This window comes from Arthrobacter sp. NPDC090010 (genome assembly GCF_044748305.1).
Lineage (GTDB): Bacteria > Actinomycetota > Actinomycetes > Actinomycetales > Micrococcaceae > Arthrobacter_E.
Window position 1 is genome coordinate 1 of the sequence record NZ_JBIVFT010000010.1, and the last position, 20,625, is coordinate 20,625.

The 20,625-nt window shown below is 67.6% G+C and carries 22 protein-coding genes, 1 tRNA gene and 1 other RNA gene; 13 read left to right on the top strand and 11 right to left on the bottom strand.

Translation table 11 applies throughout. The annotated features are described in order from the left end of the window. Positions 1-135: 135 nt before the first annotated feature. Together ACIPXZ_RS14160 and ACIPXZ_RS14165 are read right to left on the bottom strand one after the other, a co-directional pair. A complete protein-coding gene (locus ACIPXZ_RS14160; protein WP_400595396.1) occupies positions 136-717 on the bottom strand; it encodes a serine protease inhibitor in 582 nt (193 codons plus the stop codon). Positions 718-744: 27 nt separating this feature from the next. Beyond that, a complete protein-coding gene (locus ACIPXZ_RS14165; protein WP_400595398.1) occupies positions 745-1,200 on the bottom strand; it encodes a MarR family winged helix-turn-helix transcriptional regulator in 456 nt (151 codons plus the stop codon). A gap of 90 nt (positions 1,201-1,290) precedes the next feature. Here ACIPXZ_RS14165 and ACIPXZ_RS14170 point away from each other — a divergent pair, with 90 nt between their 5' ends. Together ACIPXZ_RS14170 and ACIPXZ_RS14175 are read left to right on the top strand one after the other, a co-directional pair. Then, on the top strand, positions 1,291-1,515 hold the full coding sequence (locus ACIPXZ_RS14170) for a hypothetical protein (RefSeq protein WP_400595400.1): 225 nt from the start codon (positions 1,291-1,293) through the stop codon (positions 1,513-1,515). A gap of 113 nt (positions 1,516-1,628) precedes the next feature. Next, complete coding sequence (locus ACIPXZ_RS14175; RefSeq protein WP_400595402.1) at positions 1,629-1,856, top strand: hypothetical protein; 228 nt, start codon at positions 1,629-1,631, stop codon at positions 1,854-1,856. 190 nt (positions 1,857-2,046) lie between these two features. Here the strand turns inward: ACIPXZ_RS14175 and ACIPXZ_RS14180 are convergent, their stop codons facing one another. The 5 genes from ACIPXZ_RS14180 to ffs form a co-directional block, all read right to left on the bottom strand. Next, positions 2,047-3,420 carry an aspartate kinase gene (locus ACIPXZ_RS14180; protein ID WP_400595404.1) on the bottom strand — a complete coding sequence of 458 codons (1,374 nt, stop codon included), beginning with the start codon at positions 3,418-3,420 and terminating at the stop codon, positions 2,047-2,049. Between the two features lie 143 nt (positions 3,421-3,563). After that, positions 3,564-4,151: a GNAT family N-acetyltransferase gene (locus ACIPXZ_RS14185; protein ID WP_400595406.1), complete on the bottom strand. Its 588-nt coding sequence runs from the start codon at positions 4,149-4,151 to the stop codon at positions 3,564-3,566. A gap of 47 nt (positions 4,152-4,198) precedes the next feature. After that, on the bottom strand, positions 4,199-4,792 hold the full coding sequence (gene recR / locus ACIPXZ_RS14190; RefSeq protein WP_400595408.1) for a recombination mediator RecR: 594 nt from the start codon (positions 4,790-4,792) through the stop codon (positions 4,199-4,201). A 25-nt stretch (positions 4,793-4,817) separates the two neighbouring features. Then, positions 4,818-7,559, bottom strand: a complete 2,742-nt coding sequence (locus ACIPXZ_RS14195; RefSeq protein ID WP_400595410.1) for a DNA polymerase III subunit gamma and tau — start codon at positions 7,557-7,559, stop codon at positions 4,818-4,820. 69 nt (positions 7,560-7,628) lie between these two features. Further along, positions 7,629-7,725, bottom strand: an RNA gene (gene ffs, locus ACIPXZ_RS14200) — signal recognition particle sRNA small type. A gap of 323 nt (positions 7,726-8,048) precedes the next feature. Here ffs and ACIPXZ_RS14205 point away from each other — a divergent pair. Then, positions 8,049-8,136, top strand: a tRNA-Ser gene (locus ACIPXZ_RS14205). A gap of 95 nt (positions 8,137-8,231) precedes the next feature. On the opposite strand, the gene ACIPXZ_RS14210 is transcribed toward ACIPXZ_RS14205, so the two are convergent. After that, entirely contained in the window at positions 8,232-9,968 is a 1,737-nt protein-coding gene (locus tag ACIPXZ_RS14210) for a cytochrome c biogenesis protein CcdA (protein WP_400595412.1), read from the bottom strand. Between the two features lie 126 nt (positions 9,969-10,094). On the opposite strand from ACIPXZ_RS14210, the gene ACIPXZ_RS14215 reads away from it, so the two are divergent. The 7 genes from ACIPXZ_RS14215 to ACIPXZ_RS14245 all read left to right on the top strand — a co-directional run bounded on the left by ACIPXZ_RS14215 (position 10,095) and on the right by ACIPXZ_RS14245 (position 15,664). Further along, on the top strand, positions 10,095-10,757 hold the full coding sequence (locus tag ACIPXZ_RS14215) for a fasciclin domain-containing protein (protein ID WP_400595414.1): 663 nt from the start codon (positions 10,095-10,097) through the stop codon (positions 10,755-10,757). Between the two features lie 103 nt (positions 10,758-10,860). Continuing rightward, complete coding sequence (gene sigK, locus ACIPXZ_RS14220) at positions 10,861-11,439, top strand: ECF RNA polymerase sigma factor SigK (RefSeq protein ID WP_400595416.1); 579 nt, start codon at positions 10,861-10,863, stop codon at positions 11,437-11,439. Next, entirely contained in the window at positions 11,432-12,259 is an 828-nt protein-coding gene (locus ACIPXZ_RS14225) for an anti-sigma factor domain-containing protein (RefSeq protein WP_400595418.1), read from the top strand. Before sigK ends, ACIPXZ_RS14225 begins: the two co-directional genes overlap by 8 nt. A gap of 140 nt (positions 12,260-12,399) precedes the next feature. Then, complete coding sequence (locus tag ACIPXZ_RS14230) at positions 12,400-12,837, top strand: DUF4383 domain-containing protein (protein ID WP_400595420.1); 438 nt, start codon at positions 12,400-12,402, stop codon at positions 12,835-12,837. Positions 12,838-12,992: 155 nt separating this feature from the next. Beyond that, a complete protein-coding gene (locus ACIPXZ_RS14235; RefSeq protein ID WP_400595422.1) occupies positions 12,993-14,159 on the top strand; it encodes a M23 family metallopeptidase in 1,167 nt (388 codons plus the stop codon). Between the two features lie 181 nt (positions 14,160-14,340). Then, positions 14,341-15,153, top strand: coding sequence for a hypothetical protein (locus ACIPXZ_RS14240; RefSeq protein ID WP_400595424.1), 813 nt, complete (start codon positions 14,341-14,343; stop codon positions 15,151-15,153). A 25-nt stretch (positions 15,154-15,178) separates the two neighbouring features. After that, positions 15,179-15,664 (top strand): glutathione peroxidase, encoded by a 486-nt coding sequence (locus tag ACIPXZ_RS14245; protein WP_400595426.1) that lies wholly within the window; start codon positions 15,179-15,181, stop codon positions 15,662-15,664. Between the two features lie 21 nt (positions 15,665-15,685). Here the strand turns inward: ACIPXZ_RS14245 and ACIPXZ_RS14250 are convergent, their stop codons facing one another. Next, the gene (locus ACIPXZ_RS14250) at positions 15,686-16,639 is read right to left on the bottom strand and encodes a hypothetical protein (protein WP_400595428.1); all 954 of its coding nucleotides are present in this window, start codon (positions 16,637-16,639) and stop codon (positions 15,686-15,688) included. A gap of 116 nt (positions 16,640-16,755) precedes the next feature. Here ACIPXZ_RS14250 and ACIPXZ_RS14255 point away from each other — a divergent pair, with 116 nt between their 5' ends. Beyond that, positions 16,756-17,055, top strand: a complete 300-nt coding sequence (locus ACIPXZ_RS14255; protein WP_400595430.1) for a type II toxin-antitoxin system VapB family antitoxin — start codon at positions 16,756-16,758, stop codon at positions 17,053-17,055. A 4-nt stretch (positions 17,056-17,059) separates the two neighbouring features. Beyond that, entirely contained in the window at positions 17,060-17,707 is a 648-nt protein-coding gene (locus ACIPXZ_RS14260; RefSeq protein WP_400595432.1) for a LytR C-terminal domain-containing protein, read from the top strand. Between the two features lie 28 nt (positions 17,708-17,735). On the opposite strand, the gene ACIPXZ_RS14265 is transcribed toward ACIPXZ_RS14260, so the two are convergent. Continuing rightward, on the bottom strand, positions 17,736-18,389 hold the full coding sequence (locus ACIPXZ_RS14265) for a TetR/AcrR family transcriptional regulator (protein WP_400595434.1): 654 nt from the start codon (positions 18,387-18,389) through the stop codon (positions 17,736-17,738). 71 nt (positions 18,390-18,460) lie between these two features. Further along, complete coding sequence (locus ACIPXZ_RS14270; RefSeq protein ID WP_400595436.1) at positions 18,461-19,180, bottom strand: DsbA family oxidoreductase; 720 nt, start codon at positions 19,178-19,180, stop codon at positions 18,461-18,463. Between the two features lie 119 nt (positions 19,181-19,299). Here ACIPXZ_RS14270 and ACIPXZ_RS14275 point away from each other — a divergent pair, with 119 nt between their 5' ends. Further along, the gene (locus ACIPXZ_RS14275; protein ID WP_400595438.1) at positions 19,300-20,583 is read left to right on the top strand and encodes a CynX/NimT family MFS transporter; all 1,284 of its coding nucleotides are present in this window, start codon (positions 19,300-19,302) and stop codon (positions 20,581-20,583) included. The last annotated feature ends 42 nt before the right edge of the window (positions 20,584-20,625 follow it).

Genomic DNA, 20,625 nt, shown 5'->3' on the forward strand with positions numbered 1-20,625 from the left:
CCCCATACCGCCGCGCGGGGCGTGGGGGGGGGTCGGGGGGGGGGCGGGCCGGCGGCCCCGGGTGTGGGGGGGGGGGGGGGGGGGGGGGGGGGTTGCCCCCCCCCCCCCCCCCCAACCCCACGAACTCGGCCGAGGTTATACGCCGCCGGAGCTGCCGAGGAGCGGAGCCAGGGCGGTCCATTGGGCGGTGCTGCAACCGTTGGTCCGGGACAGCTTCGCTTCCACGGGCTTGCCGTTCAGGGTGCCCGTGACCCTGGCGGTCTCCGGACCACCGTAGAGATCGGTGCATGCGGTGCCGGGTTTCTGCGCCGGGCCGAGCAGGCCGGGCTGGCTGTTCAGGAGCGCGCAGGCTGCGGCTGGATCCGGAACCGTGGACCCAGCGGCGGCTTTGCCCGCCCGGCATTCCAGTCGCAGCGTGACGGTGGCCGCTCCGGGCTGATCAACGCGGGCCACGGTGAGACTGATGGCGTCGGCGCCGCTCGGGGTACCCGGCGAGGTGGAGGTGCCGGGCGAGGACGACGTCTCAGGCATGGAGGGAGCGGCCGACGACGGCGTAGGCGTCGGGGAGCCGGTGACGTCCGGTGCCGTGCCTCCGGACGAAGGGGATGGGCTCGTGGCGGGTGAGCCGCAGGCCGACAGCCCGAGCATCAGGAGCGCGCCGATGGTGAGGGCGCGTGAAGCGGCCGTCAGGGACCGCGTGCCTTTGCGGAATTCCATACCCCCAGCGTAAGCCCGGAGGGGAACTCAGTCCTCGGAGGTGGCGGCCTCGATGAGGTTGTGCATGGCCTTGTTGAGTACCCGGACTTCTTCGCGGCTGAGTTTGAGGCGGGCCAGCATGGCGGGTGGGACCGCCCGGGCGCGTTCCTTGAGGGCGGCGCCTGCCGCCGTCAGCTCGACGTCGAGGGCGCGCGCATCCTGGACGTTGGGGGTCCGGCGCACGTAGCCCATGTCCTCGAGGCGTTTCAGCAGAGGAGAGATGGTGGCCGGTTCGTGCAGCAGTTGGGCGCTGACCTTCTTCACGCTCAGAGGGTTGTGATCCCACAGGGCCAGCATCACCAGGTACTGGGGATGTGTCAGGCCGAGGGGCTCCAGAACGGGGCGGTAGGCCTGCACCACGGTTCGGGAGGCCACCGTGAGGGCGAAACACAATTGGTTCTCGAGGGTGAGATCCTCGTCCGCAGCCACATCCACAGCGTTCATCCTATCGGCCGGCGCATCGACAATTACTTAGTGCACTAAGTATATTGCTATGCTGGATGAGTCAGGACATCCGCGAACCGGGGAGAAATGATGGCTCAGGACAACTTCGCACAGCGTTTCATGCGCGCCACGGGCAAACTCAGGGTGGTGTTCGGCCCTGCCAATCGAAGCGCTCTGGACCATGAGATGACCGAGGAGAACAAGGCTCTCCTGATCCAGCGTGAAGCGGAGACCCGCCAATGGGAGACCGTGACGCGGCCGGATGGCAGCAGCTATGTGGTCTCCAGGAACCCTGAAGACCACTCCCTGCGCTGAGCCGGGCACGCTGAATCCTTTGACGGCAGGGTCTTTCCGGCGGCTCCGGACTTAAAATAGTTGTCAGGCGCAGGAGCGGAAAGACCGTCCGGCGCTCACAGGAGGTGGTTGCCATGACCACGCGTACCGACAAGTTCATGCATCTGACCGAGAAGGCCAAGAAGCTCTTCGGCCCGGCGAACCGCAGCGATGCGGACACCCCGGTGGTTCACAAGCACGACGCCTTCGAGGAGGCCTCGGAGGAAGAGCTCCGGACTTTCGAGATCGAGACGGACTCCCTGGGGCATCACTATGCGGTCCGGAGGGGCCACGAAGAGGGCGGCCGGCGAGAACACTCCTGACTGTCCGGTGGCCGACCTGTCCACTGAGCTGAGCCTGCCCAATGTGCCGGGTCCGCCCAATGTGCCGACCTGCCCACTGAGCCGAGCCGCTGAATGAGCCGAGCCCGCTAGCCGGGTGCGAGACCGCGCACGAAGTGAGCGGGGCGGCACGCAACTAGCGGGCTCGGCAGAGGGGCTGCGCGGGGGAGCCTCAGCGGCCGGTGCCGCCGTAGACGGTGGCCGCTGCGTCGCCGTCGAGCTCGAAGGCCTTGTGGATGGCGCGCACCGCGTCATCCAGAAGATCCGCGCGGGTGACCACGGAGATCCGGATCTCCGAGGTGGAGATCATGTCGATGTTGATGCCCGCATCCGAGAGCGCCTTGAAGAAGGTCGCGGAGACGCCGGGGTGGGAACGCATGCCCGCGCCGATCAGGGAGAGCTTGCCGATTTCGGCGTTGTAGTCGATGCTTTCGAAGCCGATCTCGCCCTGCGCCGCCCGGAGCGCGTCCAGGGCGTCCGCGCCCTCCACGATCGGGAGGGTGAAGGAGATGTCCGTGTGGCCGGTGCCCTTGGTGGACACGTTCTGCACGATCATGTCGATGTTCGAGTGCGCCTTCGCGATCACCTGGAAGATCGCAGCGGCCTTGCCCGGGATGTCCGGGACGCCCACCACGGTGACCTTGGCTTCGGAACGGTCGTGCGCGACGCCGGAGATGATTGGCTGCTCCAAGGCAACTCCCTCTTTGATGGTGATCTTGTCATCGGGGCTGGGCAGGACCCAGGTGCCCTCGTTCTGGCTGAAGGATGAACGCACGTGCAGCGGCACACCGAAACGGCGGGCGTACTCCACGCAGCGCAGGTGCAGGATCTTGGCACCGGATGCGGCCAGTTCCAGCATCTCCTCGCTGGAGATGGTGCCGATCTTCTGGGCGGCGGAGACCACGCGCGGGTCGGCGGTGAAGACACCGTCCACGTCCGTGTAGATCTCGCAGACATCCGCATCGAGCGCGGCGGCCAGGGCGACGGCGGTAGTGTCCGAGCCGCCCCGGCCCAGCGTCGTGATGTCGTGGGTGTCCTGGCTCATGCCCTGGAAACCGGCCACGATCGCAATGTGGCCCTTGTCCAGCGCGGTCCGGACACGGTGCGGGTCGACGTCGATAATCCGTGCCTTGCCGTGGATCGCGTCCGTGTACATGCCTGCCTGAGAGCCCGTGAACGACTGCGCCACGGCCCCCTTGTTGTTGATGGCCATGGAGAGCAGTGACATCGAGATGCGCTCGCCGGCCGAGAGGAGCATGTCCATCTCGCGCGCCGGGGCGCCGTCGGTCACCTGACCGGCGAGGTCCAGCAGTTCGTCGGTGGTGTCGCCCATGGCGGATACGACCACGACGACGTCGTTGCCGGCCTCGCGTGCTGCCACCACCCGGTCCGCGACACGTTTGATGCCCGCGGCATCGGCCACGGAAGAGCCTCCGAACTTCTGCACGATGAGTTGCTTGGTGATCCCGGCTCCGGCGCTCTGCTGAGCAGCTCCGGGCTCGGTGGTCAGTTCTGCTGCGGGCAGCTCACTGGTGGGCAGGCTCATGCATGGACCCTTACTGGTCGGGCACCGGTGGCGCCGGTTTCTGCGGGTGGCTGGACCTCTGCGTCCGTCGATTGCGGCGCGTGCGGGCACAGGCCGTCTGGAGCCATTTTATCGCCGTCGTCTCGAAGGGTGGAAAATATGACTCAGATAGTGGACGGCCACCAGTCGGCGTTCGCACGGTCCAGCCGGAAACGGATCGAGGCCAGGCCCTTGCCACTTTGATCCTGTTCCGCCGTGAAGTGCAGATCCGGGGCGAACCCGAGGCCCGCCAGGAGCGCCTGCGAGGCCAGATTGGGGGCGAAGACCGCTGCGAAGACCGTCTGGATGTCCCGTTCCGTGAAGAGCCAGGACACCAGGGCGCGGGCGGCCTCGCGGCCGTATCCCTTCCGATGGTGGGCCGGGCTCAGGACGTAGCCGAGCATGGCCTGACCAGGCTCCAGCCGGCCCGGCTCGGGTGGGTTCCTGCTGGTCCAGACGTTGCCTTCGCCGATCATCTCGCCGCCATCCCGGCGTTCGATGACCCAGCTGTGCTGGAATACGGTGACCGTGGATGCCCGGGCGGACTCGATGACGCGGGCAAGCCGCTCCCTGACGCTGTCGTGATCCAGCGGACCGTGGGAGAGGTAGCGGGTCACCTCTTCGCTGCTGCGGAGTGCTGCGATGCAGGCTTCGTCGGCCGCAACGACCGGTCGCAACAGGAGTCGTTCGGTGCGGATGGGGTTGAGGTCCATGCGGCCAGCCTAGCCGCAGGCCTGGGCCGGCTTCGGCGTGGTCTGCGTCAGACCGACAGGCGCCCGGCGAAGGCGCGGCCCAAGGTGGCCTCGTCCGCGTATTCCAGGTCTCCGCCGACGGGCAGGCCCGAAGCCAGCCGGGTCACCGTGATGCCCAGAGGCTTGAGCGTCCGGATCAGGTAGGTGGCGGTGGCTTCACCTTCGACGTTCGGGTCCGTCGCGATGATGATCTCCTGCACAGTGTCGTCCGAGAGCCGGGTCAGGAGTTCGCGAACCCGCAGTTTCTCCGGCCCGATCCCGTCGATCGGGCTGATGGCGCCACCCAGCACGTGGTAACGGCCCCGGAAACTCCGGGTGCGCTCAACGGCCATGACGTCCTTGGACTCCTCGACCACACAGATCACGCTCGCATCGCGCCGCGGGTCGCGGCAGATACTGCAGGTGTCCTGTTCGGAGACGTTGCCGCAGATGCTGCAGAACTTCACGCGGGTCTTGACCGCGGTGATGGCTTCGGCGAGTTTCTGCATGTCCCCGGCGTCGGCCTCGAGGATGTGGAATGCCAGCCGCTGAGCGGACTTGGGGCCGATCCCCGGCAAACGGCCGAGCTCGTCGATCAGCTCCTGAACTGCGCCCTCGTACACGGCGTCCTCTCTTCAAACATGGTGGTCAGCGACGGATGATGGGTTGCCCGTCCAGGGTGGTCTCCTCGATGAGGGTCCCATTGAGCAGGCGTTCCACGGCCTTGCGGCCGAACGTCGTCGATTCCTCGATGGTCTCATCATCGGCGCTGATCTCGTCTTCGGCATAGCCCGAAGACGGTGGCGCTTCAGGCGCGGCCGTCGCTCCGCCTTGCTGATGACGCGCTTCCTCTCGGGCCCGCTGGGCCTGGGGACTGCTGGAGAGTCTCTGGTACAGACTCTGCCCGCCCCGGTCCTCGGACTCGCCCGGAGCATGGTGGGAGGGCATGCCGGGAGACGGTGCATCGGCGGGCGCCGCAGGAGAAGGCACCGTCTCCTGCATGGGTGCCGCCCACGGATCCTCGGACGGCGCCTCGGCGTCTCCTGGTTCCTGCTCGGCGTCGTCGTCGACCGGTTCCGACGGTTCGGCCGGGGTGCCGGCCGCAGCGTCGACGACACCGGTGTTCCCGGCGCTGACGTTGCTTTCGGTCCCGACGGTCCAGCGGCCCGGTGACTGTTCCCGGGCACGGGACCAGGGATCGTCCACCGGGAGCGGAGCCGGCTCGACGGCGGCTTCAACCGGCGCCGTCCGTGGTGCCTTCGTCGCGGCAGGCCGTGATGCGGCCGGTGAGGCACCGCTCCAGCCCGAGGGGCCGTCGTCGTACGGCGGTTCCTCGTCCAGCGGAGGGGCATCCTCATCGCGCGGAGCGTCCAGGGGATGGGATTCCTCCCGGGAGGCCACCCGTGCCTCGTTCCGATCCGCGGGGCCGCCAGCCGGTGGGGTGCTTACTCGGCTAGCCGGCGCTTTTGGGGAATCATCCCAACCCGCCGGTTCCTCCGCGGCTCGGGGTGCCGGAGGCGGTGCGTCCTCCTCCCGGGGCGCCGACGGCTGGAAGGAGGGCGGCGGGGCCGCCGCGTCGCCCGCGACGGCCTCCACACGGCAGTCCATTCCCAGAATGTCCTTGACCGCTGTCTGGAGATGCAGCTTGTGATCCCCGCGTCCGAACGCACCGGCCAGGCCGGGCGTGGTGAAGGAGAGGACCAGGGCGTCGCCGTCGAGCCGGGCGACCGTCGCATTCGGGGCCACGAGAGCCCAGGTGCTCCTCTTGATCTTGCCGAGCCTGTCCAGTATCTGGGGCCAGGACCGCCGGAGAGCTTCCACATCGCCGCCCCCGGCGGGTGCCGGCCGGGGCGCTGAGGGGACTGACGCCGGCGGGACGTCCTGTGAGGGCCGGACGTCCGATGGCTGCGGAGCGTCCGACGACGGCGTTTGCTGGGGCGGCGTTTGCTGCGTTGGTATTTGCTGGGGCGGTGCCTGCTGGGGCTGCCGCTGTTGATCGGGTGCCGGCTCGGCGTCGGCGTTGCGCGCGGTCTCCTGAGGGGCCGACTCCTGGCGCGAGGGCTCCTGCCGCAGCGGTTCCTCGGATGACCGGACGCGGACCGCCGGTGCCTCGCTGGCCGGTGTCTCGCGGGCGATGTTCTCGCGCGGGACGGACGAAGGCTGTGGTGCTCGGGAAGGCTCTGCTGCTCGGGAAGGCTGTGGGGCCGTTTGCGGTGCGCCGCCGAGCGTCAGACGGCGTTCCAGGGCGTCCAGCCGGGCCGCGGCGCCGCGCTCCGTGGAGTCGGCAGCCGGGAGCATGAGGCGTGCACACAACAGTTCCAGGTGCAGGCGCGGAGAAGTCGCTCCCGTCATCTCGCTCAGCGCGGCATTCGTCACGTCGGCGGCACGGGACAGCTCGGCGGGACCGAGAGAGAGTGCCTGCTGGCGCATCCGGGCGATCTGGTCCTGCGGCATCCCCCGCAGGATCGTGGCCGCGCTGTCCGGCATGGCCTGCACGATGATCAGATCCCGGAAACGCTCCAGGAGATCCTCCACGAAGCGGCGGGGATCGTGACCGGTCTGCAGGACACGGTCGACAGCCCGGAACACCGTGGCGGAGTCGTGCGCCGCGACCGCGTCGACGACGTCGTCGAGCAGCGAGGCGTGCGTGTAGCCCAGCAGCGAGACCGCCAGTTCGTAGTCCAGCCCCTGGGGCCCGGCACCCGCCATGAGCTGGTCCAGCACGGAGAGCGAATCACGGACCGAGCCACCGCCGGCACGGATCACGAGCGAAAGGACGCCCGGGGCCACTGGCACGTTCTCCTGCTCGCAGAGTTGTTCCAGATAGGCCAGCAAAGGCTCGGGCGGGACCAGGCGGAACGGATAGTGGTGGGTCCTGGAACGGATGGTGCCGATGACCTTGTCCGGCTCCGTGGTGGCGAAGATGAACTTGATGTGTTCCGGCGGTTCCTCCACGATCTTCAGCAGGGCGTTGAAACCCGCCGAAGTGACCATGTGGGCCTCGTCGATGATGAAGATCTTGTAGCGGTCCCTGGCCGGTGCGAAGGTGGCACGCTCGCGCAGATCACGGGCGTCGTCGACGCCACCGTGGCTGGCGGCGTCGATCTCGATGACGTCGAGGGAGCCGGCACCGCCCCGGGCGAGCTCCACGCAACTGGGGCACACGCCACAGGGCGTGTCCGTAGGGCCCTGCTCGCAGTTCAAGCAGCGCGCCAGAATACGGGCGGAAGTGGTCTTGCCGCAGCCGCGCGGGCCGGAGAAGAGGTACGCATGGTTCACGCGGTTCTTCTTCAGGGCGGTCATGAGGGGGACCGTGACGTGCTCCTGGCCGATCACGTCCGCGAAGTTGTCCGGCCGGTATCTGCGGTAGAGGGCGCTGGCTTGGGTCACAGAGAAACCCTACCAATCGAGGCTGACAAAGAAGACGGCGCACAGGGTCCCGCAGGACGCCTGGGGGTATGAGAAGACCCCTCACGCACCCGCCAGAGCCCACTTACCCTTGCTACCTTCCGGTCCTGGGGGAGTTCAGCAGGATGACGCCACGTGAGGGGTCGTCAAGAAGTTTACCCGATGTCACGGGGTGAATCGAACCGGGGGAGTCCCCTCCGTGGGGGAGCCTCACAGTCCGGAGATGGTGTCGGCTGCGATGCCGGCGCCGACGACGATCAGATCGGTCCTGCGGGGAGGTCCTGGGATGCTCATGAGGCTCATTTCGGGAGGGGTCGAGGTGCCGGGTGGCCGTATGCGACGGCGGTTCCCGCCGTCAGTCTCCCACCTGTATAGACAAGTTGAAAGTGCACAAGGAACCCCGATTGGGATCTCCGGTGAAACTCGGATATAGTTGAGTCTGCTTTTGGTTCGTTTCGAGCCGATTGCAATGGAGAATTCGCCTAGCGGCCTATGGCGCACGCCTGGAACGCGTGTTGGGTTAACGCCCTCGGGGGTTCAAATCCCCCATTCTCCGCCAGAGAAACCCCCGGTCTTCGGACCGGGGGTTTCGTCGTTTCCTGGGAACCATGTCGCTCAGGTCTGAGCAACCACAAGGCCCTCCCGGGGCTCCTCTCAGCCGAAGGTGAAGGAGTACAGCTGGACTCCGGCGCTCGGAGCCACTTCGAGTGTGCCGCTCCTCAGAGAATCCGTGTTGACGAGAACTTTGGATCCGGGCGGGCCGTCCACCGCGATGCGCTGCGTCCCGGCCGGCGTCGTCAGGGTGAGACTGCCGGTTCCTCCGGCCACGAGCTGAACCTGACGGGCGTGATAGTTCAAGCGGACGCCCGACGGCATGCCCCCACTGGGCCGGGCGGTGATCCGTTGTGATTCCAGGAGCCAGCTGCCCGTCAAAGCGAAGGAATCCGCGGGCTGGGCGGAAGGGTAGGAGAAGGCCGAGACGCCGGACCGGTAGGGCTGCGAACCGGAATAGTTGACCTGTTTGGCCACCCCGAGGAAGGTCTCGCGCGTCGTGTCGGCCGGAACGGCCGACGCATCCGCGCCGTTTTCCACCGCAGCAGGCAGGGAGACCCCGGGCTGCGCCGAGCTCAGCAGCGAGCGGATCAGCTTCTCCGTGGTCGCGTAGCCTCCCTCGCCCTGCTGGATATGCCGTACGGTGCCCTCGGCGTCGATGAGGTACTGCGCCGGCCAGAAGCGGTTCCGGTAGGCGGTCCAGTTCGCATAGGAGTTGTCCATGGCCACCGGGTACTCGATGCCGTGGGCTTTCATCCCGGCGGCCACGTTCCCCTGCTCCCGTTCGAAGGAGTACTCGGGGGTGTGCACGCCGATCACCTGCAGCCCCGCCGCGCGGTACGCCTTGTCCAGCGCGATGATGTGGGGGAGCGACCGCTGGCAGTTGATGCAGGAATAGGCCCAGAAATCGAGCAGGACCACCTTGCCCTTGAGCTGTTGCAGGCTGAGCGGTGCGGATCCGAGCCAGGCCGTCACGTTCTGAAGCGCCGGGGCCTGACCACAGTTCTCCAGTTCCGTGGCCCCCTGGGTGCAGCGGGAGAGGTCCTTGTTCTGATCGGTCACGAGCCCGCCCAGGTCCAGGGGAGTGCCGGACACGGGACTCAATTTCTCCTGGATGCCGGCCGTGTAGTCCGGGATGAGCCGTTGGACGGCGGCCGGAAGATCGAGTGCGAGGCCTGCTGCGAGGGCGATCATGAGCGCGCCCGCGGTGATCCTGATGCCGCGCTGCCGACGGCGGAAGGCTTTCAGCCGCTCGCCCAGCCGGCGGCCGGCGAGGGCGAAGGCGAGCAAAGGAATGCAGACACCGACGGCGAAGGACAGGGTGAGTGCGAGCGTCTCCGGTCCGATCCGTCCAGTCGCGCCGGAGACCGCGATGGCGGCGAGCACCGGGCCGGCGCAGGGCACGAACACCGCGCCCAGGGCCAGGCCGAGCCCGAAACCTCCTCGCCGCCGGGCGTCCACCTGCCTCCGAGGGATCCAGGAGAAGGGCCGCTCAAGCCATTCCTCCAGCTTCGGGATGATCATGCCGAGGCCCACCAGGCACAACACCGCGATGCCGGCCCAGCGGAAGAGGTCCTGGGGCAAGCCGAGGAACCCGAGGATCAGCGAACCCAGCAGGGTGAAGACACTGAAGCTGAGCGCCAGCCCGGCGATGACCTGATACGGCCGCCAGCGTGAGGTCAGCGCCGCGGCCTTCCCGTCCGGAGGCCCGGCGCTCTGGCCTGGTCGTGCGCTGTCCACGCCGCCCGAGACGAAAATGACCGGCAGGACCGGCAGGATGCAGGGGGAGATGCCCGTGATGAGCCCGCCCAGGAAGCCGATGAGGATGTTCGCATTCATGTCCAGGGTTCGGCGCGGACACTCGATCCGGATTGCCGCCAATCCGAACAGGTTCCCGCTCCGAAGTATCTGCACACACCGGCCACGAAGACGTCGTGGACCGGGCACCCGGACAAGGAGCACGTCATGAAGAAGATCCAGCGCGGAACGGTTCTCATCGGCCTGAGCATGGCCGCAACCCTGGGCCTGGCGGCCTGTGGAGGTGGTGGCGGGACGGCATCGTCGTCGTCCTCATCCATGCCGGACATGCCCTCGATGAGCCCGAGCGCCACCCAGTCCTCCATGGACCCGTCCGCAGGCCTCGTCGGCCCCGGCTGCCAGGCCTACGCCGCCGCCAACCCGAGCGGTCCGGCGTCGGTGGAAGGCATGTCGGCCGATCCGGTGGCGGTCGCGGCCTCACACAATCCCTTGCTGAAGACCCTGGTCCAGGCGGTCTCCGGGAAGCTCAACCCGAAGGTGAACCTCGTGAACACGCTTGACTCGAGCGAGTTCACCGTCTTCGCGCCGGTGGACAGCGCCTTCGCCAAGATCGATGCGAAGACCATTGACGGGCTGAAGACGGACAGCGCCACGCTGAGCAAGATCCTGACCTACCACGTGGTCCCGGGCCAGATCGAGCCGGCCTCGATCGCGGGCACCCACACCACGGTGGAGGGTCAGAAGCTCACCGTGTCCGGCTCGGGCGACAGCCTGAAGGTCAATGGCGCCAACGTGATCTGCGGTGGTGTCCGCACCGCCAACGCCACCGTGTATCTGGTGGACTCCGTGCTGATGCCCCCGGCCAAGTGATCCCCGCCGGGTGATGGCCGGACGGACGGCCATCACCCGGATCCGAGCCGTGAGGAAGAAGACATGAGTCGGGACCATGACCAGGCGTGAGACAGTGGTGCACATGCCACATGCTGGAAGCGGGGCGACGCCGGGAGACGACGTCGATGAGTTGATGGGCAAGGTGGCGCGAGGGGATCAGGCGGCCTTCGGGCGTCTCTATGATGCCCTGGCGCCACAGGTCCATGGACTCGTGCTCAGGGTGCTTCGGGACCCGGCGCAAAGCGAGGAGGTCACCCAGGAGGTGTTCCTCGAGGTCTGGCAGCAGGCCAAGCGCTTCGATGCGGACCGTGGACGGGCCCGCGCCTGGATCACCGTGATGGCCCATCGCAGGGCCGTGGACCGGGTCCGCTCGGCCCAGGCGACGCTGGAACGCGAGCTGCGTGAGGGGATCAAGGAGTTCCGCGAGAGTTACGACGACGTGGAACACCAGGTGCAGGTGGCCCTGGAGAGCGAGCGGGTCCACCGGGCCATGGAGTCGTTGACCGAGGTGCAGCGTCAGGCCATCAAACTCGCGTACTACGGCGGTTTCAGTTACGGGGAGGTGGCCCAGGAACTGGGCCTGCCCCTCGGTACTGTGAAGACCAGAATTCGTGACGGCATGATCCGTCTGAGAGACACGTTAGGAGTTGGCCATGGATGATCAATTGCATCTGCTGACCGGCGCCTATGCGCTCAATGCCGTGGACGACGACGAGCGCCGCCGCTTCGAAGCGGCCGCGGCTCCCGGCCTGCCTTTGACGGAGGAAGCCAGGGAACTCAGTCAGGTTGCGGCGCTGCTGGCCGCGGGCACCACGCCGGTCGCCCCGCCGTCCGGTCTCAAGGACCGTCTCATGGCGCAGATCGCCGTGACCCCCCAGCTGGAGGCCGCCGTGTCGGAGGTTTCCGAGGTGCACGAAGCGCCCGCAGCCCCGGACCCGGAGGCGGTGCCCGCTCCGGCCGTGGCACCCGTCGTCGAGCTTGACCGCCGACGTCGTTCGTCTTCGCCGTGGCTGCTCGCGGCGGCCGCCCTGCTGGCGGTCGCCGCGGTCGGCGCCGGCGTCTGGGGAATCCAGATGCGTGGGCAGCGCGACGAAGCCGTGCGGCAACTGGCGGCGAGCCAGGGGACGCCGGCCGAGGCCTTGAGCAGGATCGTCGCGGCTCCGGATGCCTCAGTGCGGCAGATAAAGGGACCGGACGGGTCGACGGTTCTGATCGCCCACTCCCGTGCGGAGTCGCTGGCGGGAGTCATGACGCTCGGGATGAAACCCGCGCCGCAGGGCAAGAGCTACGAGTTGTGGCTCATCGATTCCGCGGGGTCCGCCAAAGCGGCGGGGCTGGTCAGCGCCTCGGGGACGACATCCACCTGGAATGAGCTCCCCGGAGGTATCGGCGACGCCGCCTTCCTCGGCATGACCGTGGAACCTGCCGGCGGCTCGCCGCAACCCACCACCAAGCCGGTACTGGTGGAGGCACTCGGATGACGGCGGGCCCCGGAGATTTCTCCGGGGCCCAATCCGTTGTCCGCCCCGCTCCGAATCACTGTCACGGGATGGTCCCGTCGGCGGCGTCGTCCGCCGCAGGGTGCGACACTGCGTCGCGCTGAGAAGGTGAGGAGTTCGAAATGTCCAGCAATGTGTTCGCAGGCAAGTCTCCTGTGCAAGTGATCGCCCTTGCGGTCGGCGCCGTCTTTCTGGTGGTCGGCGTTCTGGGATTCGTCCCGGGTATCACCTCTGACGGCATGGCGATGGCCGGGCACGGTTCGCATGCCATGCTCCTGGGGATATTCCAGGTCTCCGTTCTACACAATGTGGTGCACCTGCTCTTCGGCGTGGCGGGTCTGCTTCTCGGCAGGAACGCCGCCGGTGCGAAGTCGTTCCTGGTCTGGGGCGGCGTGATCTATCTGGTGCTGTTCGTCTACGGCCTCTTCTTCGGTGAGGAATCGGCAGGGAACTTCGTACCCGTCAACATGGCTGACAACGTTCTGCACCTTGCATTGGGTGCGGGAATGCTCGTCCTGGGCCTGATCTTCGGTCGTTCCCCGGCTCAGCAGAGGGCCTGACAGGCGGTCCCCCGGATCCGTGCAAGGAATCTCCCGGAGAACTCTTGAACTGGCGGTGGGCCAGGAGGAAACTGAGGAGTGGTCGTCTACTCAGGGCGGCCGGCACGGAAATCCGGGGGAGAAAGCACCGTGTACATCATGCGGCACGAAAAATCATGAGGGGCTACCGTGCGCCGCGTAGCCGTCGCAGAACCTCAGTCACAAGTGGAGCAGTACTGACCCTCGTGGTCCTGGCCTCATTGGCCCTGGGTACCGCTCCGCCGGTTCACGCGCCGGGCGGAGCGCCGGCCCCGGTTCTTGCCGCCGGGCAAGTGGACCATCCTGAGAGCAGCCTTCCGGTCACCGCCTCCTGGGGAGCCCAACTGGCCTTTGAATGGCCCAGCGTCCGTACCCGGCCGAAAGGCGCCAAGGACGGTATCGATGTGGCGGAAGCCGGGCGGCGCCGGCCGGCTGCGGGCCACCTTTCCTCGCCCCTTGAACACCTCGTGCCCAGCTCGCCCTACGGGCCCCGCATCAGCCCCATCACGGGGCAGGTGGATGAGTTCCACTGGGGTCAGGACTATGCGGCACCCTGCGGGACCCTCGTCTACGCGGCCGACGCCGGTGTGGTCCGCAGTGTGGGCTGGCACCCTTGGGGCGGCGGCAACCGGGTGGAGATCGATCACGGTAATGGCCTGGTCACCACGTACAACCACCTTCAGGGGATCGCGGTGACCCGCGGACAGCACGTGCAGGTGGGCCAGATCCTCGCCAAGGTGGGCACCACCGGCGCTTCAACCGGCTGTCATCTGCATTTCGAGACCGTCAAGAACGGCACCTACGTCAATCCGGACGGCTGGATCCTGGACCCGATTCATCAGGAAGCGCCACCGGTGTCGCTGAACTTCACTGACTACTCTCACAGCACGTCGGACGGGAGCAGCTGGAGCCTGCCGAGCGGTGGGACGGGGACCGGTCCGGGAACCCCAGGTGTCATCACTCAGGACGCGGAGAAAGACGGCTCCACGGTTCCCACCCCGAAACCAGGCACACCGTCGCCGAGCCCGGCACCGTCCCACCCGAATCCGACACCGAGCCCGACGACACCAGACACACCCAAACCGACGCCGACCCCCACACCAACACCTACCCCGACTCCCACACCCACTCCGACCCCCACACCAACGCCGACCACACCGGTTCCGACGCCCAGCAGCCCGCCGCCGGACCCCACGACGCCGCCGGCGACTGAGCCACCCGCTCCTGCACCGAGCGCTCCGGCTGACTCGGTCACGCCTCTGCTGCCGCTGCTTCTGCCAGGGCTTTCGTCGCCCGCGGCCTGAAGCCGGCTTTCCCGGGAACGGTGTCGCCGGTGTCGGCGGGGCGTCACGAGCGGATGGCCAGCGGCGAGGGCTTGGCCGCAAGGCGTGGCGTACGCGACAATCACTAGGAACCGGCTCATGGCCGGGGACGAGTGATGGGGGAGCAGTACATCATGAAGAACTTTTCGCTGACGGGATGTCCATGAGCGGCCGGAGGGTCGCCCAGGGCTCCGGCGGAGGACACCGGTCCAAGAGCCGGGGCTCGCGCCGGGCTCAGTCGAGCCTGCTGACATCGATGGGTGTGTCCGTGCAGCCCGCGGGCAGGGTGGCCACGGTCTCGGCCGTGGCGGCGCTGCTGGTGGTCTCGACCGTGCTCGTCTCCCCGGAGACCCAGGGGGATCAGGCGCGGGCGAACGCCCCGCTGTCGAGTGGTCCAGTTCCCGCTCAGGCCGGAACCTCGGCGTCCTCCGCTCCGGTCGTCCCCCTGAAGCCCGGCACCCTGAAATCTGGCACTCAAGTCCCAGAGGCCTCCAGACCGCGGGCCAAAACCGTCACTGCAGTGGGTTCCGGGACCGGTGTCTCCGACGGCACTTCCTCGACTGAAAACGGGGAAGTCTCCTCCGGAACGGCCGCTTCCCCCGATGAGCTGCCACCTGCCTCGACCCAGCCTCAGTCCTCAGGGACCACGCAGCCGTCGGCAATCGGTGAACAGGGCAGCGGTTCCCCCGTCGGCATGCCCTCGACAGGGGGTGCCCCGGGCACGGGAGAGCCGCAGCCGCCTACCCAGTCCCAGCCTCCGGTGCTTCCTCCGGTTACGGGCGGGACCGGGAGCGGATCTCAGCCAGGAACCGGCACACCGCCGGTGGTTCAGCCACCGGTCGTCAAGCCCCCTGTCACCCAGCCTGGAACGGGAACCCCGAAACCGCCCGCGACCACACCCGACCCCACGCCGGTGACTCCGCCGAAGAGCTGCACCATCAATGTGCTGGGAATCTGCATCTCGATCCTCCGCTGACGCTCCGGCCCTCTAGGCTTGAAGGGTGACTGCACTCCATGAGATCCCGCTGACCCTCAACGACGGCACTGAAACCACCTTCGGACGCTTTCAAGGCCAGGTGGTGCTCGTGGTCAACGTGGCGTCCAAGTGCGGATTCACTCCTCAGTACGAGGGCCTGCAGGCTCTCTATGAGCGCTACCGCGAGCAGGGCCTCGTGGTCCTCGGGGTGCCGTGCAACCAGTTCGCCGGTCAGGAGCCGGGCGAGGATCAGGAGATCGCCGAGTTCTGCAGCGTCAACTTCGGGGTGACCTTTCCCCTGACGATCAAGGCGAACGTGCGGGGCAAGGATCAGCATCCGCTGTACACCGAACTCGTGAAGTTCAAACACTCCATCCTGCCCGGCCTGGTGAAGTGGAACTTCGAGAAGTTCCTGGTGAGCCGCGACGGCCGGGTTCTGGAGCGCTTCGGCTCGCGCACCGAGCCGGATGCCCCGGAGCTGATCGCAGCCGTCGAGGCCGCCCTCGCCTGAGGTGTGAGGAGAGGACGGCCCTCAGGCGTCCAGGCGCTCGTGCCAGGCCTTCAGGAACGCCAGCCCGGCGTCGTCGTTGACGACGTCCCGCCCCAGCCCCACTTCCACGGACGTGAGGATGCGGTACGGCTTCTCCGGAAGGTCCTCCGGCGGACGGACATCCACATGGGCCACGGCATGTCCCTGGCTCTCCAGCCAATCGGCCATGGCATAGTCCGTGCCGGAGTCTCCGACCGTGCGCCACTGGGCCGGATCCACCCCACGTTCCTCGAGCCAGCGCAGAGCCCGCCAGGCTCCCAGATCCTTGCCCAGCCTGGCATGCTCGATGTCCGTCGAGATGATGGTCGGGTCGATGAGGAAGTGGTCCGCCCGGCTGTCCTTGATGCCGCTTGACTGCTCCGGAGCGGAGGACCGGCGCACGCCTCGCATCGCGTGGGCCGGCATCAGCGAGAGTGCATCCGCGTCGAAGCGGGGCTGCTGGGCCAGATAGTCGGCGCTCGGGGTGTCCACATGCTGTTCCACGGACACCATGGCCAGCTTCGTCTCATCGAAGAACATCCACGACGAGTACGCCCGTGCCACCAGTTCCCGGATGGCCGAGGCGTAGCTCCGCGGAACCACGTAGCGTTCCTCGACCTGGACCTCCGAGGGCCCGTGCGCACCGAATGTGAACCAGGTGGCCCCCTTCTCGCAGACCGCGAGGAACTCCAGTCCCTCGGGAATGCCCACGGCGAGCATGGGTTCCACCACCTGTTCGCGGATGAACTCGGCGGAACGGCCCGTATTGAAGATGACAGGGACCCCTGTGCCCGCCAGCCAGAGCAATTCTGAGATCACCTCGGCGTCCACGGTGCGGGTGACGGGGCTTGCGATCGGGCCGTCGACGTCGAGCAGCAGCGCGAGCGGAGGCTGGACGCCGTCGCCGGGTTCCACAGGGATGGTGGCACGGCGTCGGGGCTTGCTGATCTCGCTCATGGAAATATTCAACACCGGGGCTTCAGGGCCGCCAAATGGTCACTGTTTCGCTACGAAGAGCCCGGTGGTGCGGCGCGGCAATTCCGGCCGCGGCCAATCTTGCCTACGCTTGCAAGGTGATCTTCAAAGCAGTCGGCGACGGACGTCCGTACCCGGAACACGGGCACAACACACCCAAGGATTGGGCGGCGTTGCCACCTCGTCCCGTCCGGCTGGATGAGCTGGTCACGACGAAGCGGACTCTGGACCTCGAGGCGCTCCTCGCCGAGGACTCCACCTTCTTCGGTGATCTGTTCCCGCACGTCGTGGAGTACAAGGGTGTGAAGTACCTGGAGGACGGCCTGCACCGGGCCGTCCGGACGGCCCTGCATCAGAGGACCGCGATCCATGCCCGTGTTCTGGTGATCGAGGGCTGACACCGTGGCGAAGGATCCCGAACGGCTGCATGGGAGTCATGTGGTTTCCGGCGATGAGCTGGACCGGGCCTTCGCGCATGAACCCGATGACGGTTCCGGCCGGCGGCGCTTCCGGGTCCGGCTTCGTCACGCGGTGGTCCTGATCCTCCTGGTGCTGCTGTTGGTGAGCGGCGTGGTCGCGTCCGTCGCCATCCAGAGGGGCTTCCTCACCGTTCCCCAAGCGGCGGCTCCGTCGCCGAGCAAGAGTTCGCTCTGCCCTGCCGGTGCCGTGACGCCTCTTCCCGCCGCATCCGTCACCGTGGGCGTCTTCAACGCGACGGACACGCAGGGCCTCGCGGCGAGGACGGCGGCCGGGCTCAAGGCCCGGGGGTTCGTGATCGGGAAGATCGACAACCGCATGGGGACCTTCGCTGGAAGCGTGGCCGTGATCTCCGGACCGGCCGGGCATGGCGCTGCGCTTGCGGTGCAACGGCAGTTCCAGGGGGCGGACTATGTCCAGGACGCCCGAAAGGACTCGACCGTTGACGTGGTGCTGTACTCGCCGGTGGCCGCGTTGACCCAGACCGCTCCGGCGATGACCCCTGGACCGCTTCTCTGCCCTCGCGAGGACGCGACGCCGAGCACCGTTCCCACCACGCCCGCCGTGGGCTGACCGCGAAGCCTCCGGGAGGCCCGGCTGGTCAGACGGACTGGACGGGTGCGACGACGAGCGGCCGGCCGTCGTCGTCGAACACGGCGCCCGCGCCGCTCGCGACGAAGCGGACGGTCGCCGCGATCTGCCCTTCGAGCTCGGGCGAGCCGGGTTCCTGTGCCTTTGCGCGAGAGGCGGTCGAGGACAGTGTTCCGAGGATGAGACGTGCGAGGGCGTCGACGTCACCCAGCGGCAGGAAGCCCTGCGCCATGCCGGAACGGAGGATCTGCTGGAGCAGACTGTTCAGCTCGCCGACGTGGTCCGCCAGGCGGGAGAACGACTTGGGGGAGAGGACTGCCGCCATCGCCGGCCCCGGTGGAAGGTGCCGGCGCGTGAGGTCCTCCACCTGGGCCCGGATGTAGAGGGCCAGCTGGTCCACCGGATTCTCCAGGGTGTTCAGCCCGTCCCGCAGCTCGGCGACGAACTTCTCCGTCTCGGTCAGGGCGTAGGACACGAGGAGTTCTTCCATGTCCGCGTAGTAGTTGTACACGGCGGTACGGCCGATCCCCGCGTGACGGGCCACATCGGTCATGGTCAGGCCGGGCAGGCCTTGAGTGAAGAGCAGCTCGCCGAACGCGGTGAGGATCTTCCGCTGGGTCTCAGCGCGCTGGGCCACATTCGTGGCCGCGGAGATTTTGGGCATAGAGACACTTTACCGGAGAGTGTCACTAAATGCGCCACGCTGTGCTGGGAGTTGGCTGGGGATCCTTCGGGTCAGCAGCCGTCGGGGCCGCAGACCTCCCCGTTCAGCCCGGAATCCGTGGCGCCCTGGGCGACGGCGGCCGGTACCAGCAAGGGGTGGCTCTCCTGCCAGACATCCTGCAGGACCTGGGCGAACGTCTCGCTGGACTGCGCTCCGGAGACCCCGTACTTGCGTTCGAAGACGAAGAAGGGAACCCCGCTCACGCCGAGAGCGCGAGCCTCTGCGATGTCGGCGCGGACCGCATCGCTGTAGGCATCCGTGGTGAAGATCTCCTCGACGGCCGCGGTGTCCAGGCCGAGTTCTCCGCCCAGAGCGCGCAGGTACTCGTGGCTGCCGATGTCCTCGCCGTGTTCGAAGTGATCGCTGAGCAGCCGTTCCTTGGCCTCGTCGGCCTTGCCGGATCCTGCGGCGAGGTGGATGAGACGGTGCGCGGTGAAGCTGTTCGCCACCACCACGGAGTCGAAGTCGTAGGAGAGTCCCTCGCCGGCGGCCTGCTCGGTGACATGCTGGAACATGCCGCGGACCTGCTCAGGGGCCATCCCCTTGCGCTCGCTGAGGTAGCTGAGCTCCGTGCCGTCATAGTGTTCGGGGATACTGGGGTCCAGCTGATAGCTTCGCCAGTGGACCTCCACGTCCTGGCGATGGGGGAAAGCCTCCAGGGCCTTCTCGAAACGGCGTTTACCGATGAAACACCAGGGGCAGGCGACGTCTGACCAGATCTCAATCTTCACAGTGTGAGCAACCCCTCCTGGGCCCGGGATATTCCACGGCCCGAGCCAAGGCCACGAACGGTATACCGTATTGGTATGTTCGAAACAGGGCGGTGAAGCCGCCCGGATAGCGCGGAACCATGACACGTACCCCCACGCCCCTCGCCTCGCGAAAGGGGCACGCCACCACGCACGGCCAGCCGGCCTGGCTCCTGCTCCTCGCGATCATCGGCATCGCACTGACCATGCGTGGCCCGTTCATCGGCATCGCCCCGCTGGCCCCCGTCATCCGCGAGAACGTCGGCCTCACCGAGGTGCAGTTCGGACTTCTCACCGGCATCCCGGTGCTCTGCTTCGCCGCGTTCTCTCCCGCAGCCTCCTGGCTGGCCCGTAAGGTCGGTGCGGAGCTGGCCGTGTCCTTCACGGTGGCTGGTGTGGCGCTCGGCGCGGCACTGCGCTCGGCAGGACCGGAATGGGCGCTCTTCGCCGGAACTGCCGTCATCGGCGCGGCCATCACGATCGGCAACATCGTCATGCCTCTGATCGTGCGCCGGGACTTCCCACTGGAGCGCCAGAGCCTGACCATGGGCGTCTACTCCGGCACGCTGAACTTCAGCGCCTTCCTCGCCTCCGTGGCCACGGCGCCACTGGCCCAGTGGCTGGGCTGGCAGGGTGCCCTGGCCCTGGCGTGCCTCCTCGCCGTCGTCGTCCTCGCCTTCTGGATCAGAACGATGGGCGCCGCGGTGGCGCTCCGACCGGCAGCCGTCGACGGGGGTGGCCCGGCGCGTTCGGACGCCGAGAGCAGGGCTGCCGCGAAGGCCGCAGCCAAGCTGAGCGGAGGAGCGCTGGGTGTCACTGTCGCCTTGGTGATCGGATTCGCCGGGCAGTCTTCCAGCTACTTCGGGATCACCGCCTGGCTGCCCAGCTATCTCCACGACACCATCGGGCTGGCACCCACGGCGGCGGGAGCGGGATCCTCGATCTTCCAGCTGATGGGCATCGTCGGGGCGATCGGCACACCCCTTCTGGTCCGCTGGTTCGGCGGGACACGTTCCTCGATCGTGGTGGGTCTGCTCTGGGTGACCGTTCCGCTCGGCCTGCTCCTGGCCCCGCAGGCCTGGTGGCTCTGGTCGGTCACCGGCGGTTTCGCGCAAGGAGGTGGCTTCACCCTGGTGCTCTCGGCCATCATCAAAGCGGGTTCGAGCCAGGGGCAGACGGCCCGGATCTCCGCGCTCGTCCAAGGCATCGGTTACATCTTCGCGGGCATCGCCCCGACGGTCATCGGTTCTGTGCACGTCGCGGCGCAGAACTGGCAGCTTGCGCTTCTCGTCCCTCTCTTCACGACGCTCGCCTTCCTCGTCTGCACCACCCTCGGGGTGGCCCGCGCCGGGCGGATTGCCGCCGAACGTCAGCAGGGCCAGTAGCGGCGGGAATCTAGGAGCGGCGGCCACTCCGGACCGCGTCGA

Bases quoted from the DNA above. Each gene is read 5' to 3' on its own strand.
- ACIPXZ_RS14180 (WP_400595404.1), bottom strand. From the start codon at position 3,420: ATGAGCCTGCCCACCAGTGAGCTGCCCGCAGCAGAACTGACCACCGAG.
- ACIPXZ_RS14215 (WP_400595414.1), top strand. From the start codon at position 10,095: ATGAAGAAGATCCAGCGCGGAACGGTTCTCATCGGCCTGAGCATGGCC.
- ACIPXZ_RS14250 (WP_400595428.1), bottom strand. From the start codon at position 16,639: ATGAGCGAGATCAGCAAGCCCCGACGCCGTGCCACCATCCCTGTGGAA.
- ACIPXZ_RS14210 (WP_400595412.1), bottom strand. From the start codon at position 9,968: ATGAATGCGAACATCCTCATCGGCTTCCTGGGCGGGCTCATCACGGGC.
- ACIPXZ_RS14225 (WP_400595418.1), top strand. From the start codon at position 11,432: ATGGATGATCAATTGCATCTGCTGACCGGCGCCTATGCGCTCAATGCC.
- ACIPXZ_RS14240 (WP_400595424.1), top strand. From the start codon at position 14,341: ATGAGCGGCCGGAGGGTCGCCCAGGGCTCCGGCGGAGGACACCGGTCC.
- ACIPXZ_RS14165 (WP_400595398.1), bottom strand. From the start codon at position 1,200: ATGAACGCTGTGGATGTGGCTGCGGACGAGGATCTCACCCTCGAGAAC.
- ACIPXZ_RS14175 (WP_400595402.1), top strand. From the start codon at position 1,629: ATGACCACGCGTACCGACAAGTTCATGCATCTGACCGAGAAGGCCAAG.
- ACIPXZ_RS14160 (WP_400595396.1), bottom strand. From the start codon at position 717: ATGGAATTCCGCAAAGGCACGCGGTCCCTGACGGCCGCTTCACGCGCC.
- ACIPXZ_RS14170 (WP_400595400.1), top strand. From the start codon at position 1,291: ATGGCTCAGGACAACTTCGCACAGCGTTTCATGCGCGCCACGGGCAAA.
- ACIPXZ_RS14265 (WP_400595434.1), bottom strand. From the start codon at position 18,389: ATGCCCAAAATCTCCGCGGCCACGAATGTGGCCCAGCGCGCTGAGACC.
- ACIPXZ_RS14185 (WP_400595406.1), bottom strand. From the start codon at position 4,151: ATGGACCTCAACCCCATCCGCACCGAACGACTCCTGTTGCGACCGGTC.
- ACIPXZ_RS14275 (WP_400595438.1), top strand. From the start codon at position 19,300: ATGACACGTACCCCCACGCCCCTCGCCTCGCGAAAGGGGCACGCCACC.
- sigK (WP_400595416.1), top strand. From the start codon at position 10,861: ATGCCACATGCTGGAAGCGGGGCGACGCCGGGAGACGACGTCGATGAG.
- ACIPXZ_RS14235 (WP_400595422.1), top strand. From the start codon at position 12,993: ATGAGGGGCTACCGTGCGCCGCGTAGCCGTCGCAGAACCTCAGTCACA.
- ACIPXZ_RS14230 (WP_400595420.1), top strand. From the start codon at position 12,400: ATGTCCAGCAATGTGTTCGCAGGCAAGTCTCCTGTGCAAGTGATCGCC.